General features: G+C 41.3%; 14 protein-coding genes and 1 pseudogene. 1 reads left to right on the top strand and 14 read right to left on the bottom strand.

Features of this window, described 5'->3' with window-relative positions; all coding sequences use genetic code 11:
* Positions 1–51 precede the first annotated feature (51 nt).
* The 12 genes from DOD25_RS01385 to DOD25_RS01330 form a co-directional block, all read right to left on the bottom strand.
* Positions 52–480 carry a sigma factor-like helix-turn-helix DNA-binding protein gene (locus tag DOD25_RS01385; RefSeq protein ID WP_019260867.1) on the bottom strand — a complete coding sequence of 143 codons (429 nt, stop codon included), beginning with the start codon at positions 478–480 and terminating at the stop codon, positions 52–54.
* The gene (locus DOD25_RS01380) at positions 440–1,879 is read right to left on the bottom strand and encodes an SNF2-related protein (protein WP_112928560.1); all 1,440 of its coding nucleotides are present in this window, start codon (positions 1,877–1,879) and stop codon (positions 440–442) included. The genes DOD25_RS01385 and DOD25_RS01380 overlap by 41 nt, the downstream gene beginning before the upstream one ends.
* Positions 1,860–2,093, bottom strand: coding sequence for a VRR-NUC domain-containing protein (locus tag DOD25_RS01375; RefSeq protein ID WP_234025941.1), 234 nt, complete (start codon positions 2,091–2,093; stop codon positions 1,860–1,862). The genes DOD25_RS01380 and DOD25_RS01375 overlap by 20 nt, the downstream gene beginning before the upstream one ends.
* 28 nt (positions 2,094–2,121) lie before the next feature.
* The gene (locus DOD25_RS01370; RefSeq protein ID WP_112928558.1) at positions 2,122–2,457 is read right to left on the bottom strand and encodes a hypothetical protein; all 336 of its coding nucleotides are present in this window, start codon (positions 2,455–2,457) and stop codon (positions 2,122–2,124) included.
* 397 nt (positions 2,458–2,854) lie between these two features.
* Positions 2,855–5,068 (bottom strand): phage/plasmid primase, P4 family, encoded by a 2,214-nt coding sequence (locus DOD25_RS01365; protein WP_112928557.1) that lies wholly within the window; start codon positions 5,066–5,068, stop codon positions 2,855–2,857.
* Positions 5,068–5,436: a DUF7768 domain-containing protein gene (locus DOD25_RS01360; protein ID WP_018645381.1), complete on the bottom strand. Its 369-nt coding sequence runs from the start codon at positions 5,434–5,436 to the stop codon at positions 5,068–5,070. The genes DOD25_RS01365 and DOD25_RS01360 overlap by 1 nt, the downstream gene beginning before the upstream one ends.
* Before the next feature lie 153 nt (positions 5,437–5,589).
* A complete protein-coding gene (locus tag DOD25_RS01355) occupies positions 5,590–8,493 on the bottom strand; it encodes a DNA polymerase (RefSeq protein WP_112928556.1) in 2,904 nt (967 codons plus the stop codon).
* Between the two features lie 226 nt (positions 8,494–8,719).
* Positions 8,720–9,268, bottom strand: coding sequence for a DUF2815 family protein (locus DOD25_RS01350; protein ID WP_004105030.1), 549 nt, complete (start codon positions 9,266–9,268; stop codon positions 8,720–8,722).
* A 4-nt stretch (positions 9,269–9,272) separates the two neighbouring features.
* Positions 9,273–10,403: a DUF2800 domain-containing protein gene (locus tag DOD25_RS01345; protein ID WP_112928555.1), complete on the bottom strand. Its 1,131-nt coding sequence runs from the start codon at positions 10,401–10,403 to the stop codon at positions 9,273–9,275.
* The gene (locus DOD25_RS01340; protein ID WP_112928554.1) at positions 10,396–10,704 is read right to left on the bottom strand and encodes a hypothetical protein; all 309 of its coding nucleotides are present in this window, start codon (positions 10,702–10,704) and stop codon (positions 10,396–10,398) included. Before DOD25_RS01340 ends, DOD25_RS01345 begins: the two co-directional genes overlap by 8 nt.
* An 11-nt stretch (positions 10,705–10,715) precedes the next feature.
* On the bottom strand, positions 10,716–10,895 hold the full coding sequence (locus tag DOD25_RS01335) for a hypothetical protein (protein ID WP_004114712.1): 180 nt from the start codon (positions 10,893–10,895) through the stop codon (positions 10,716–10,718).
* 102 nt (positions 10,896–10,997) lie between these two features.
* Positions 10,998–11,630 carry a sigma-70 family RNA polymerase sigma factor gene (locus DOD25_RS01330; RefSeq protein WP_112928553.1) on the bottom strand — a complete coding sequence of 211 codons (633 nt, stop codon included), beginning with the start codon at positions 11,628–11,630 and terminating at the stop codon, positions 10,998–11,000.
* A 681-nt stretch (positions 11,631–12,311) separates the two neighbouring features.
* On the opposite strand from DOD25_RS01330, the pseudogene DOD25_RS01325 reads away from it, so the two are divergent.
* Positions 12,312–13,040, top strand: a pseudogene (locus DOD25_RS01325) (IS3 family transposase); the annotation flags it as partial.
* A gap of 157 nt (positions 13,041–13,197) precedes the next feature.
* On the opposite strand, the gene DOD25_RS01320 reads toward DOD25_RS01325, so the two are convergent.
* Entirely contained in the window at positions 13,198–13,476 is a 279-nt protein-coding gene (locus DOD25_RS01320; protein WP_033888441.1) for a hypothetical protein, read from the bottom strand.
* A gap of 1 nt (position 13,477) precedes the next feature.
* Complete coding sequence (locus DOD25_RS01315; protein WP_112928551.1) at positions 13,478–14,035, bottom strand: hypothetical protein; 558 nt, start codon at positions 14,033–14,035, stop codon at positions 13,478–13,480.
* Positions 14,036–14,932 lie beyond the last annotated feature (897 nt).

Here is a 14,932-nt window from a genome sequence, read left to right as displayed (position 1 = left end):
TATAGAAGGCTGTAACGTCTCGTATCAGAGCGTACCAAACCGTACCATTTTTCAGATTTGGATTAGATTATCTGGTAAAACCATGTGCTCTAACGCTTTACCATGCCACCTGATAATCGTCATTCTGCTAGCATGGAGTTCTTTACCAATATCCTCCCACGTCATGTTACTCATGTAACGGTAGCGTAAAATCATCTGCTCATCCACGCTTTCAAGCTTTGAAATCACATCCAAAATCTGCTCTTTCAAACTGATAAGCATCGTAATCTCCATGTTAATCTTCGCTTCTAAATCCATAACCCTTATAAGAGCTTTCACAAACGGAGCTTCTATACTTCGAGTCGTCTGCACATACTCTCGGTCGTATCTTAATGAAGAAACACTTGTAGCAAGCTCACGCAGTCTTACCACCTCATCCATATCAGCCTTAATCCGTTTATCAAGAAGATAGGCTTGCCGTAAGTATTCTTTTTTGTTCATTCTTACCTCCATTTTGAGGTAAGTTCTCTCTAGAACCCCTTTCCCTCACTTCGTTAATTTGTAGTCTTGCCTTAACCGACTCGATTAAAGCATCCTGCACTTTAGCCTTCATACTTAAAGCCCTCATCACGTCTTCATCAATCGTGTTCTTAGTGATAATGTGATGGATTACAACCGTGCCGGTTTGACCCTGACGGTTAAGTCTAGCGTTCGTCTGCTGGTAAAGTTCCAAACTCCAAGTCAGAGAAAACCAGATAAGAGTTGAACCGCCAGCCTGTAGGTTAAGACCATGACCTGCAGAAGCCGGGTGAATCAACGCTACAGGAATCATGCCGGCATTCCAGTCAGCAATATCAGCACCCGTTTTAATCTCACGCACGTTAAAACGATTCTTAATCCGCTCAAGATCATGCTTAAACCAGTAAGCTACAAGCACCGGTTTACCGTTAGCAGCCTCGATTAAATCCTCTAAAGCATCAAGCTTACGATCATGAATATGAACGCTTTCTTTTTTCTCGTTATAAACCGCGCCGCCTGCCATTTGAAGAAGCTTATTTGAAAGAGACGCTGCGTTAATCGCATCAACCTCTTTACCCTCCAACGACACCACCATATCTGCTTTAAGCTCATCGTAGAGTTTTCGCTCCTTACCGGATAACTCTACTTTCACCTCGTTTATCACACACGCAGGCATTTTCAAATAGTCTTTTGACTTCATCGAAATCGTAATATCAGCTATCTGCTTATAGATTAAACTCTCAGCACCATCTTTAGGCTTATAAGAAAAAATCATGTGCTGGTTACGCTTATCAGGATTAAAAAAGTTCTGCCGATAATACGTAATATAGCGGCCAAGCCTTTGACCCATATCAAGCAGCCTAAACTCAGCCCACAAATCCATAAGCCCGTTAGAAGAAGGAGTTCCTGTAAGACCTACAATCCTTTTAACTTTCGGCCTAGCCTTCAATAATGCTTTAAAACGTTTCGCCTGATACGATTTAAAACTTGAAAGCTCATCTATCACAACCATGTCAAAATTAAACGGCAGGCCGCTTTTCATTATCAGCCACTCCACGTTTTCACGGTTAATAATATAAACGTGAGCAGGCGTTTTTAGCGCTTGAATCCGCTCCTTCTCACTACCCGTCACGACAGAATAAGTCAAGTGTTTTAAATGCTCCCACTTTTCTAACTCTAAAGGCCACGTAGCGTTCGCAACCCTAAGAGGAGCAATAACAAGAGTCCTGGAAACATCAAAAGAGTCAAGCATCAAGTCGTTAATCGCTGTAAGACTTATCACACTCTTACCAAGTCCCATTTCAAGCAAAACCGCTGAAACCGGGTGTGTGATAATAAAATCAGTCGCATACTTTTGATACTCATGTGGCTCGTATCGCATCAACAACACCTCCAATCTGACTCTTCTCATCAACCACGAAAACCTTAAAACCTAAAGCCTGTAAATCCTTCATCCGTTTCACCTGTAAAACTCTAGGCTTTTTACCTGGTGCTTTAAGCTCCACAAAACCAATCTTGCCCCCATGAAGTAAAACCAGCCTGTCAGGAAGCCCGTCAACAGAAGGACTCGTAAGCTTTAAACAAAGTCCTCCCATAGCTTTGACTTCACAAACGAGTTTTCGCTCAGTTTCCTTTTCTCGTAAAAAGCCCATCAGATACCTCTTTTGCCATCTCAATGATTTTCTTATCAACTTCGTTTCTCGGCTCATCAGAAACATCACCGTAAAACACGTCAATATAGTGATTGTTTAACTGTGGGTGATCTTTGAACATATTGTCCTCAGCATGCGAAGATACTTCATCAATCATGTTCATGGCTTTTAACAGTCTGTCTTGATCTTTCGCTAAAAGCACCGGGCTAATATCGACCACTAATTGGTTAATCAGACTCTTAGTCAGTCGCATTGCTGCTCCTGCTTGCTTGTAGGTTTCTACTGTTCTCTCTTGTTTGTTAATCATGGTTTATTCCACCTTTCTCAAATCTTATTTTTCATTTATTGAATAGAGTTGTTTCATTCGTTGGTTTTGCCCGTTTACATCAGGCGAATGTTATTTGTGTAGCCATGTATGCTTTAGACCCATCTTTTACTTTTCTCTATATATACTTATATTTCTTTTATTTTTTTCTCTTATATAAAAAGTAAAGAAAAAGGGTACACTACAATACAAAACCCCTATTTATCAGGCTTTTCTTTCTTGAAAACGTGCATGGTAGCGTGTAGGCAACGCCTATTTTCGTGTATGAAAAAATCCTATAGAACATTTTTCTCTGAACCCGGTTTTTACCATGTAAAACATTTGCCTACACGCCAATACATTTTTCAGGAAGTATCTTTCAGTTTTACCGTGCTTTACATCAAAGAAAATCCTCCTGTGCCTGCAAATTCGGATTAATGGAAAGCCCACACCACTGGTAGCCCTTACCCGTCCGTTTTTTGCTATAACCCGCTAACAGTAAAGCCTTAGAAAAATCCCTATCGTTTCTAACATATTCACCGTTAAGGTTTGCCCACTGGCGGTAAGACAAGTAAAGACTCCTACTCATCTCCGTTTCATTCACGCCCTTAATGCAATAATCAGTGATGAAATGGCCTATCCAGTCGTTTTCAGCCCGATAAGCGTCCTTAGCCTGCTCTACCACCTTACAAGTAGGGAATTTATAACTGTTTTGGATATAAAGCTTGGCTCCTTCAATCATCCATTGAAGTATTGCCCCACCTGCTTTTTGCAAAAGTTCATCAACATAGTCTGTTTTCGGATTCTTGATTTCTTTCGTAAACGGTGCGACAAAGATTCTCCGCCACGTTCCCTTATCGTTCGAACCGACTTTCGGCAGATGGTTCGTGTAGAGAATAGTTGAGTGGCTTGGCGTAAACGTAAAAGGAGCATAATATTTCCTCTCAGCTGAAATATCATCCACGCTTGCTATCTGTTTCAGCATGGAAATAGAAAGCCTTTGCCCTTCCTCAGTTTCCGAGGCAAGAATAAACCTTTTACCGCAAAGCTCCGCTAAATCCACTTTCACGTTTTTAGCCCGAGTGGTTAAAGACTCCGCAGGTATTTTCCCCGCATAATCTCCAAGCACATGTGCTTCCGCGTTAAACACGGTCGACTTACCGTTGCCACCTGACCCGTACACCAGCAAAAGCGATTCTTCAAACACTTGACCTATAAGCGTACTACCCGCATGGCTTTGAAGAAATGTCTGAAACTCTTTATCACCTGCGGTAACCATATCAAGCGTTGTCTGCCACAATCCCATGTTCTCCCGTGAAGGGCAAACAGCGGTCATTTTCGTACAGTACGAACACGGATCATGTGCTTTTAGCTCTCCAGTCTTTAAATCCACGATTCCGCAAGGCGTGTTTAGAATGAAAGCATCACGATCCAGTCCTTCGTTTGCAACTTCCAGCATGGATTTAGCAAGCTTTAATATCCCGGACACTTTACTGTGATCATTCATCTTCTTAGCAAACGAAAGATACTGTTTTGCCTGATTCACTTCACTCTTTGCTTTATCCGCCTGCTCTTTATCACCTGATGATTCGGCTTGAACGAACTCTTCGTAAGCTGTCTTAAACTCGATACCAGCATTTTTCAAAACCTTTTTAGCAATAAGCATGTAAAGTTTCATAACTTTAAGCTCAGACGCTTCCCACTTCTTGCCCGTCCAGTAAAGCCAGCCGGCAGACATCGTATAAACAGCCTTATTCTTGTTATGTTTGGCAAAAACCTCAGCCATCGCAATATCTGTTAAATCATCCGGCTTATACTCCTCATAGCTTTTGCCATACTCGCTAGGCGGAATATAACCTTCTTGACTTGCTACTTTAAGCCCGAACTTTTTAGCCGAATACCAGATTTTAGATAATTCTGCATCAGGCAAAGGAGGATTGCACCGTTCTGCTTCACTCAAAAACTTCTCATGTGTTTCATCTGTAGCACCATAACGTTTGATGAGTTTTCCTGCGATATGACTAAGCCTAGAGTTTCTCTGCCCTGATGGTATTTCTTCTGTTCCTGCATCAAATTCACTGAAATCTTCTTCCGAGAGGAAATCAGTGACTGTTTTTTCACCATCGTAAAGTTCTACCTGTGGAGTTTTAACACCGTAGAGAAAACGTGCCGCATCAAGAGCGTTACTGTCAAAATACGGGAATACTGATTGAATCTTTGTTTTAAGCTCCACATAAGCTTTAGCATCGCTTACTTCTTCAATTGGAAAATACACGTGAAAACGTGGTCTTGCACACTTCCCATGCTTGTCTTTCATGTGGTTTCTACTATAAGACGCGTAAAAGCACACGTTCGGAAACGCTAAAGCAACATCAAAAGGTGTCACCCAGTCTTTACCAACATCAGAATGGTCGTTATCACAGTCCATCGGAATACAGGTAGATGAAATGAAATTATCTTTAGACCTATAACTGTTAGTAAACTGTGCTGTGACATGGTCAAAAGAGATAGCCTTATTAAAACTATCTCGATCACAGACTTTTATTTCGTCAGGATACAAGCAGTTACTACTGTTTCCCACACAGGAAGCTGTATAAATTTTGCATTCAAGCATCAATATTCACCCCCTAAATCCTTATCCGTAAAATACTTAATCGGCTGCCTGCGTTTTTCTGCAAGATTGATTTCTACTTGCATGCCGCCTGTGATTTTCTCCCCGAACACCCACAGCTCGTTGCACTTGCCTAAGAGGATAATGTCCATAAACATCGCATCCCCTCTATGCTTTTGATTCTCATCATCCATGAACGGGAAAAGCAGGTGTGGAGTGATAGGGATTGCTCCGCGTGAATACGCGTAAGCCGCACACCGGATAGCGTGGTTCACGTTTCTTTCTTTATCTCCACGGTAGGGAGCACAAATGTAGACGATAGGCTTAAAATTCGGTGTCGTTTCTAAATGCTTTTTATAAGACTTACCCACTTTTAGTCTCCTTTAACACCACGTTTTTGCTTACTAATATTGTTTTTAATAGTCATTCGCGTATCCTTTTACGTTCTTTCTGAAGGCGGTATTACCTTCTAAATCACAGGCAAAGAAAAAGAGCAGGTTTTTAACCCTGCTCCTAAATTTTTTTTAATCTTTTTTGTAAAACTCGCACTCGTAGCCGTCAGCTCGTAAAAGAAGCCCTTCCGCCCAGGGTGGTGTTCTTCCCATTAGCTCACACACGCTTTGAACACTCACGCTTTTATCAGTTTCGATAATGGCTTCATCATGCACGTGAGCGACGATGCGATATTCTTTCAACGTTTGCATTGCGTAAAGTAGAATGTCACGAGCTATAGCTTGCGTAATATTTTCCACGAATTTAGGCCCATAGCTTTCCAGCCGCTCCCATTTTTTAGTAGACCCCACACCCTCATAGGTGACTGATTCGCCACCATACTTGTTTTCTTCCACACGTGGCTTCACATAGTAAAGGCATCTTTTCGAAGGCAGTTTGATGATAAGAAACCCACTCTTGTAAGTGAACACTATATTGTGTGTTCGAACAGAAATGCGTTCGTGTACACACTGTTTTACCGCTCTGTCCACATCCCACCACAATGAAACAATATGTGGATTAGCAGATCTCCAATCATTAACTAACTGTTGCAAATCATCTTCATGTAAACCCATATCAAGAGCACCCATTGCCTTTAATGCTCCTACTGCACCACCGTAGCCACAGTTATGCACGAGCTTTCCCGATACGGTAAAACGATGATTTGGTCCGGCATTTCGTATGTCATAAACTCGAGCCTTGCTTCGATTAAACGCCAGTTTTTTCTGTGTTGCACTACAGCTGTATTTGCTCTTGATATGATTTCTTCTCTGCCTATTCCTTTCGATAACATTCTTGTAACTACCGATCTTGCGTATGGCCAATATTGTTGCTCCCACCGTGTTAGGATAGCGTTCTGCTTGTTGTTTTGATTGACTATTCTTGGAACAAAGCGGATATTTCCTTTTTCGTAGTTGCCGTTTGTATTTATCCGATCTAATTCCCAGTCTTTTCGCACATTGTCTACCTCTTGTAAAATCCACAAGCCTGCTTCTAAAACAGAATGGAAGCACCACTTTATCCCTCTTGCACCATAGTTTTTGTAGTTTGGATCTCTTGGATTGATGCATCGCTGTTTTGCAGCACTTAGCCGCTTTTCTAGCCATATTGGTATTTGTTTCGGCTGCGAGCAAGCTTGACACCCTTTTGATTTGCCCGACTTTAGACTGTTTAAGTCCTGCCATTGGACGCTTCCGCACCCTACGCATTGTGTCAGTACATAACAGTGGTTTTGCTTTTGATTCCAGTGTTTCTCTGCACTTATGATTTTCACCCAGCCATATTGTTCTCCGACCATCTCCGGTTTGTATGAGATGTGTTTTGCAGATGGCGGATTCAATAAACCGTATTGGCTTCGGTTTCCCCTTAACCCAGACGAGATGGTCTGGTGTTGCTCTAAGTCCTTCATACTCGATTACCTCCTTTACACCCTTAAAAACAACTCCGTTATGGTTGACCCAGTTTTCTCCGTCCCACACTTTTTGTTTTGTAGTGACTTCTTCAATTGGAACAAGCCCTTCATCTGTGAGTACAAGTTCACCTTCAGCAATACAAGCAAGTTCCGCTATCTTACCTTTCTGCCGCAGGTGCCCGTTTACTCCGTGCTTTTCAACAGGCACGCTAAACATTTGAGATGCTGACGAGCAGTAAATGTCTTTACCTTCCGCGAATACTCGCATACGCCATTTTTCACCCGCAAGCCAAGCCAAGACTCTCGCTTCGATCGCTGAAAAGTCTGCGACAATAAACTTAAATCCCGTGCGTGGAATAAAAGCAGTGCGGATAAGCTGGGATAAGGTATCCGGAATATCCTCATAAAGCATTTCCAACGCTTCAACATTTCCTTGTTTAACAAGACTTCTAGCCTCAGCTAGATCAGACAGATGGTTTTGTGGTAGGTTTTGTAATTGTACGAGCCTTCCAGCGAACCTTCCTGTACGGTTTGCACCATAGAAGCGAAACATGCCACGCTCCCGATAATCCATGCAAGCAGCGTTTTTCATCGCCGTATACTTTTTCACCGATGATTTAGCAAGCTGCTGGCGAAGCCGTAAAACTTCCGCCAACTCTTTACCCACTGTTTTAAGCTCTTTAGCGACTTCTTTTTTACCAAGCGACTCCATTTCAAGACCATGCTCTTTAAGCCAAGAGCGCATTTGTAACACTGAGTTCGGGTTTTCTAAACCTGTAATATGCTTAAGCTCACTCATGAGATGCGTTTTCACCTCCTGGTCGAGTTTTATGGCTGATTCAACGAAAAGAGAATCTATTCCTATCCCACGGTCGTTAATGGTTTGGTCGAGATAAAACTCCTGCCATAAAAAGTCTGGTACGGGAAAGCGTGAGAGCTTTTCTTGAATACTCATCTCAACTTCCACATCACGCTTGTTATACGACTTGAAAAGCTCCCACTTTTCCTTATCGTGAAAATACTTGTTTCTTGTTCTTCCACCGTTTACTTTCGTAGGATTACACGGCAGGCAGAAATATTTAATAAGATTCTTACCTTCAGTTAGCTTCTGCTTATCAAGCCCCAGTACTGCTCCCACGTTTTCCAAAGACATGGGTAGCCCCAGGGTGGCTGACCAGATCATTGTGCAATGCCACGAGCCTGGGTTTAAAAACAAGCCTTCACTTTTTCCTGTCTGACCGGGGTTAACATTGATGCCTTTATCTCGCAGGTAGCGTGATAGGCAGACTCTTTCAAACTGAGCGTTAAACGCCCACTTTATAACCGTTTCATCCGTTAAAGCAGAAAGCACAACCTCGGGTATGGTTTCACCTTGTGCTAAGTCAACGACTTTAACTTCACTACCGTCCACACTGTAGCCAAAGAGCAGTATCTCAAAATCATCCGATTCTGCGTACTTGTAAACACCACATTTACCAAGATTTACACTCGAAAACGTCTCCAAATCCACACTCAAATTTTCCAAATTACATCACCCCCAAGCTTATAAAAGAGGTGACAGAAAACCTGCCACCCCACTTATAGAATCTTCTAAATCCTGTTTTTCAGGAATCTTCTAATTCCTATTTAGAATGTGTTTAATATCAACGTAAAGACTCACGAGTTTCTTTACCGTGAAATCAAGAAGTAATACTCCTATAAACACTGAAATAAAAACCGCTATAACAATTTCCATAATTAACTCACGCTCCTTATGCTAGAAAGTCATCATCTTCTAAAGTCGTAAAATCATCGGTTGCGAGGCTACGTCCGCCGAGTGGCTCACCGTCTCGGATCTTTTGAATGTTGCCAAGACCGCAAGCAACTCCCTTATTACCGTTAGAGTTAAATGCGTAAAAGTTGATGGAAACCCTCGCATAGCAGCCCGAATACACTTCACTGCGGTCCATGATTGGTTTTACCTGCTTGTCTACAATCTGCGGAGCCGTGGTTGAGTTCGCGTTAATGAAGTAATGTCCTTTATACGCTTCATCATCACGCTCAATATCCCCATCCCTGAGTGGTGTTTTAAGAGCAGCCTTGTTTGGTTTCTTACCACCAAACTTGCCGACACCTTCCTCAATCGCAGCATCAATAGCTTTCTCAATAGCGTTTACTGTTTCAACATCACTTTTAGGAATAAGCAGTGAAACACTGTACTTTTCAGGGCCGCCGTTAATAGACTTTGGCTCCCAACCATTGAAATAAGAAAGACGCGTGTTCTTACCAGTGATAACCTTCGTGTTATTTAATTTAGACATAGTACTAATTCTCCTTTTTGAATTCTTGATTTACATTTGAAACATTAACTTTTGCCCGCTTATCAGAGTCTGGTACGAGCGTAAGTTTTCCAGACGGTTTGATAATAAGGTCGCCCAGAATATCCTCAAATTTTTTCTTGCCCATCAGCTTTTGCATTTCAGTTAAACCGATAAGACTAGTTTTGAAAATGTTGGTAAAGCCATGAGCTTTCGCTTTCTCAATAACAGCTGTCTCGTCCTTAAACTTGCGAACTGATCTGCCTTCTACGAGTTTGAAACCATGCCACTCTTTGCCGTGGTTTACCGCGGAATCTGTGGCGTACGCTAAAACATCATCAGCCCACTTCGTGAGCTTAGGTATAAGCGTGAGTACTTCTTCAATCTCACTATCTGTTAAAACAGATGGCTCTTTGAACTCAAATTCTGCAAGTTTAAGGTTTTCCTCCGCCCGTTTACGGCACGTGGCTTTTGCCCTGCAAAACCTGCACCAGTCACCGGCTTCAAATTCGCCTTCGCCTTTAATAGCAAGCTCTGCTTTAGGTTTAAGCACGCTTTCAGCCCAACAGATAAGCTCCGTGACAGGTAGCGTAAAAGTGGATACGTTGTCACGCCGTGGCTGAAAAATACTCATCTCAACAGTTTGAATCTCGTACAAGCTGTCGAAAAGCGTTAAAGCTCCAAGCGCGTAGCATTTCATCTGAGGATTCTCGTAAGCGTCCACCAGCACGCCTTGACCGTACTTAAAGTCGATAACCTGCAGCGTTTTTTCGCCTACAATAATGCAGTCCGCTGTACCAAACCCGTCCGGCACGTAAGCTGAAAAATCAACCTTCTGCTCTATGAGAAGGATAGGATCTTGACAGTTAAGTTTTGTCTGCTCGTATTTTTCCATTACGAAATCCACGTAAGCATCCGAGCATTCCTGCATCTCACTTGAGTCATACTCTGTTGACGGTTTTTCACACGGACGGTTAAGAAGCTTATTCAGCTTGTACTCACACCACGCGTGTGCTGCCGTTCCTTCCTCAGCCGCCGCAGAAGTAGTGTTTTCAAACTTTTCTTCTAAAACAGCACTCGGAGTACACTTAATCCACCTGTGAGCAGAAGATGGGGAAAGTAAAGCATGCTTAGTCACTTGTCATACCTTTCGCCTCTTCAAGAAGCTCAGCGTACTTACTTTCATCAAGTTCTGAAAGCCTGTTAGCTCCGAACTTGACGATAAGCGCTTTTACTTCCGCGGTTTTACCATGTTGGCTAAGTTTTGCTAAAACCGCTCGCACATCCTCTAAACTCACCTTTTTAACAGACTCCTTATTATTAGGAGCTGTTTCTTTACAACCAGCACCAGAAGCACCAGCATCATCAAATAGTGTTTTAAGATGAGCTGTTAAGTTTTCCAAGTCTTTGATGACTTCTTTCAATATTTCATTGTTCACGGTTTTCCTCCTTAAACTTCTTTGACATCGACTGACTGAACACTTTTCCCGGGATCTAATAGGTAGACTTGCGAGTAATCACCAAACAGCCAGCGGATAAACCGTTGAGGTAATCGCATCACAGCTCCACGTAGAACCTGTTTCTTCTCACCGTTTTCACCGGTGACGTTAATAACGATCTTGTGTTTCACGAGTTTTGCCTCCTTTCTATAAGGGGTTTCTTCCTTACACATCACAGGCAAAGAAAAAGGAGGAGTTTTTAACCTCCTCCAAATAAAATTTCTAGGATTTTTTTAACGCGTTTTTCTAAGCTTTTCGAGAGCCTTATCCAAATGCTTTTTCACGCCAGCAGACGAGATACCAAGAATTCTTGCAATCTCTGACTGAGTGTATCCTCCAAAAAACATCAGTTTTACTACTTGACTCTGCTTATCTGTCAGCACTGAAAGCATTGATTCTGTTCTCTCTGACATTTCAAAACCATAATCATCACCGCTAAAACCATAATCATCAGTAGTACTGAGAGCTTCAGCAATATAACTTTTATCTACTTCAAGCTCGCCATCTGCATCAAAGTCAAGTGAAAGATTATAGTTACGCGGAAAATGCTCTTTAGCAGCATACTCCACATCATCCTTGTTAGGCTCATAACCATGCTTAAGATTAAACCGCCGGATATATTCTTCTTTCCACGCTTCAATCTCAGCTTTTTCTTCAGCAGTTCTAGTAGGACGCAGATTCTTATTGTTGTAGTAAACCTCACTGTCATCCATTGAGTGAAGCATCTTAATATCCGCTTCAGTTACACCATTTTCGCCCGGTTTAATCTCGATAGTTTCTTCACTATAACTACCATCTTCATTACGAACACAACTTGTATACTTATACGCTGCTCGATCATTGCTATTAGTTTTGCGAGTCCTCATGCTCACCCTTCCCGCCTGCAGCGGTAGGGTGAAGACACATACAAAAAAGAGCCGATACTTTATGAAGCACCGACTCTAATACCTGAAAAACAGCCATAGTAGAATAGAGGTACTTCATAGGAGTCATGAAAAAACCATGAGGATCCTATTGACGTATCTCATCGCCCTATAGCTAATCAGGCTTTAACTGTTTATTAGTAGTGTCTTATTGATTAATCATTCCACAATCTTGTTAATTGTTCCAAAAATTCTTATAACATTTACCCGCTCTTTCTTAAAACCCGTATCATGAGTGTAAAAAAGAGTGTAATAATCTCGTTTTTATAACAGTTTGACATGTAAAAACCACACTTGCCTTGAAAGCTACGTGCTTTGAGGTTTAAGCGTTAACAATGTTTTCACCCCCCTTCTCGTTAAACAACACTCGTTTTAGAAAACAAAACGAGCATTAGCCACGCTCTAATAGAGTCCCAACCGTGGCTAATAAAGTCCCAACTGTATTTAATACAATCCCAACAAATCTAATATAATCCCAACCGTATTAATATCAGAAATCCTCACTCCGCAAAAAGTGTTATAGGCCTAACTACTTTTAGTGTTACCGTTAGAGCTTCTGATTAAAACACTTCAGATAAAACGTTCAAGTTATTACTATGCTAAAAAGGCTCTTCAAAAAAACCTGACGAATACGCACATATACGGAGTTGCATACACGAGATTGCAGAAGAAAACTTCTTTACTTATGACTCTCCTAGAATATGGTTAGTGTTGAGAACTAAAGGTATTAGAGTATCTGAAAAAGTAGTAAGACGGCTCATGAAAGAAGAGTTAATTGAGGTTAGATATGCTAGGCGTAAAAGACGCTATTCAAGCTATAGAGGAGAAATTACTCCTGCATGTAGTAACATTGTTAATAATAATTTTCATGCAGATTCACCTAATAAGATTTGGCTTACAGATATTACTGAGTTTTCAGTAAAAGAGTCAAAACTCTATTTAAGCCCTATGATTGACTGTTTTGATGGTAAAGTGGTCTCTTACGCTCTTTCAAACCACCCAGATCAGTGTCTTGTAGATGAAATGTTAGAAGGGGCTTTAACTACCCTTGACACTACAGAATGTAAAAGCTTAGTTATTCATACCGATAGAGGAGGTCACTATAGAGGCGGTAGGTGGATTGAGAGATTAGAAGGTCTTGGTATTACACGCTCCATGTCAAGAAAAGGAAATAGTGGAGATAATGCTGCCTGTGAAGGATTTTTTGGACGAATGAAAACAGAAATGTATTATCCACTTAACTGGGATAGTACAGAAGAATTACGTCAAGCTATTCATACTTATATTGATTTTTACAACAACCACAGAATTAAAATGGGGCTTAAAAGACAATTATGGAACATCGTGCTATGATTGCACAAAATGTCTAAAAATTGTCCTAAGCCCCTTTTGTTTTCAATGTCAAGTAATACTAAATGTTGAGCTTTTTTAGCTTAACAACAGAGAGCTTTCTTTGGTATTTCAACGAAAACTCGGGTTTTTAGACACGCTTTTTGCCGCTTACCCCAATTTAGACGATATACGCCAATACGAGTACCACTACGAGTATAACTGCCACGGCAGCAGCAAACACCACGTAATCCATAGGCTTCACATGGTGATGCTGCAACAATGCATGGCATACAAACGCTGCGATCAGCAAGATTACCCCTGAAATAGCATTGGCATACCAAGGTAAATGATTGATGCACGAGAAAACAACACTCGTCAGCCAAATGGTAGCAAACGAAGCAAGCCATGACCGATGCCCTGTTGTGGCATGCTTCTTCGAAATAGTTGCATCATCCATATTAACACCCCAATGCTGCTGTCAAAGTGCCACCTGCAGCGCTACAAGCTATATCAGCCGAAACACCAGCAAGTGGTGTCGCCAATCCAGAAATACCAAGTGATAATGGAGTACAAACTGTTGCATCCCATAAAACATTCCATCCCACACCAATCCATTTAGGAATACAATGATGTTTCTTTCCACCACGTTCTAAAGCTGTCTCTAAGGAAACAGTAGGAGCAATCCTATGAAGAACTTTGCTATAACCAAAATCAACATGCTGCCCGTCATGAACTGTTAAATTGATAGTTGCTATAGTATGATTTGTTGCATCTCTCCAAGTAGCTATATTATTCTTTACTACGATAGTATCACCAGCTAGCGTATGCACATTCAATCCTTGTCCAGATACTGGAACAATTGAACGTCGACCATCTGGAGAACGCAATCCTCTCATTTCAGACTTAAAATTCCCATATTGTGATGTTGATTGAACTGCAAAAGATGGAGTTGCAAACACCATACTTCCAAGTAATGATGCTGCAGCTATTAACAATGAACTAACTTTCTTCATCATAAGATGACCTCTCTAATATTGGCCTTATCAATTAGTGAGTAAGCGTATTCCAGTAAACAGCATGTTGGCCAAACATGTGGTGAGTGACTCACGTTGTTATGCTCACAAGTCAACAGTATAATACTTGATTGATAGAAACGCCGTCATAATCAGGTAAGCGGATTATTAAAGCCTTGAGACAATCTTTGTTGTACGGCACTATGAACCTTTATAACTTATATACCACGGTGGGAATTCTTTTCATAATTGGTGCAATCAGTTTCTTTTTATCTCGCAAACTATTTAAATACGAATAAAACTATAAATAGCATATGAGTATGTGATTACTGATGAAATATAGTTTTCACATACTCAGTGTTTTATTCTCTCCTAGTATATAGAATTAATTAGTAACATCCATATGCTGTCCCTTTCACGGGAATTCTTGCAGCAAAAACTAGGACTTTTTTAGACTTCTATTGTAACTACTTTTATGGTTACTTTTGCATAAACCACCCTTGGTGCAAAGTGGCGAATCGACTTGCATGAGCGATTAAAACATAATTCGCGAATGCACTTCGATTCGCTGAGCTTGCTCAAAGTTGAAAGCACAGTGTGCTTTCAACGCAAGCGAAGTACATTAACATCCTGTGCACTCGACCCTAGAGCGTTGATATGTTTCCTCAAACAGCAAAATCACGCTCAAAAACCGCGAGAACCCAGCTTAAAGCCGCCACGCATTAAACCTTTTAACGATAGCCCTCACTAAACCCTGCTACACAAGGGCAAACTTGCACCCAGCTAATCAGCCCTTGACATCAATACGACACTCCCCATGTAGCCCAAAAATACACGAACGATTGAACTTTTTTGTACTGTGGTACATATATGCAAACTATAAATACGGTATGCGTTTAT

Source organism: Gardnerella leopoldii, assembly GCF_003293675.1.
In the GTDB taxonomy this organism is placed as follows: Bacteria; Actinomycetota; Actinomycetes; order Actinomycetales; family Bifidobacteriaceae; genus Bifidobacterium; species Bifidobacterium leopoldii.
The sequence above is the reverse complement of the archived record's forward strand: the minus strand, read 5'-3'. Positions and strand labels throughout refer to the sequence as shown.

What these genes read in the sequence shown, in the direction of transcription:
- DOD25_RS01385 (WP_019260867.1), bottom strand. Translation starts at nt 480, where the DNA reads ATGAACAAAAAAGAATACTTACGGCAAGCCTATCTTCTTGATAAACGG.
- DOD25_RS01380 (WP_112928560.1), bottom strand. Translation starts at nt 1,879, where the DNA reads ATGCGATACGAGCCACATGAGTATCAAAAGTATGCGACTGATTTTATT.
- DOD25_RS01375 (WP_234025941.1), bottom strand. Translation starts at nt 2,093, where the DNA reads ATGGGAGGACTTTGTTTAAAGCTTACGAGTCCTTCTGTTGACGGGCTT.
- DOD25_RS01370 (WP_112928558.1), bottom strand. Translation starts at nt 2,457, where the DNA reads ATGATTAACAAACAAGAGAGAACAGTAGAAACCTACAAGCAAGCAGGA.
- DOD25_RS01365 (WP_112928557.1), bottom strand. Translation starts at nt 5,068, where the DNA reads ATGCTTGAATGCAAAATTTATACAGCTTCCTGTGTGGGAAACAGTAGT.
- DOD25_RS01350 (WP_004105030.1), bottom strand. Translation starts at nt 9,268, where the DNA reads ATGTCTAAATTAAATAACACGAAGGTTATCACTGGTAAGAACACGCGT.
- DOD25_RS01330 (WP_112928553.1), bottom strand. Translation starts at nt 11,630, where the DNA reads ATGAGGACTCGCAAAACTAATAGCAATGATCGAGCAGCGTATAAGTAT.
- DOD25_RS01320 (WP_033888441.1), bottom strand. Translation starts at nt 13,476, where the DNA reads ATGGATGATGCAACTATTTCGAAGAAGCATGCCACAACAGGGCATCGG.
- DOD25_RS01315 (WP_112928551.1), bottom strand. Translation starts at nt 14,035, where the DNA reads ATGATGAAGAAAGTTAGTTCATTGTTAATAGCTGCAGCATCATTACTT.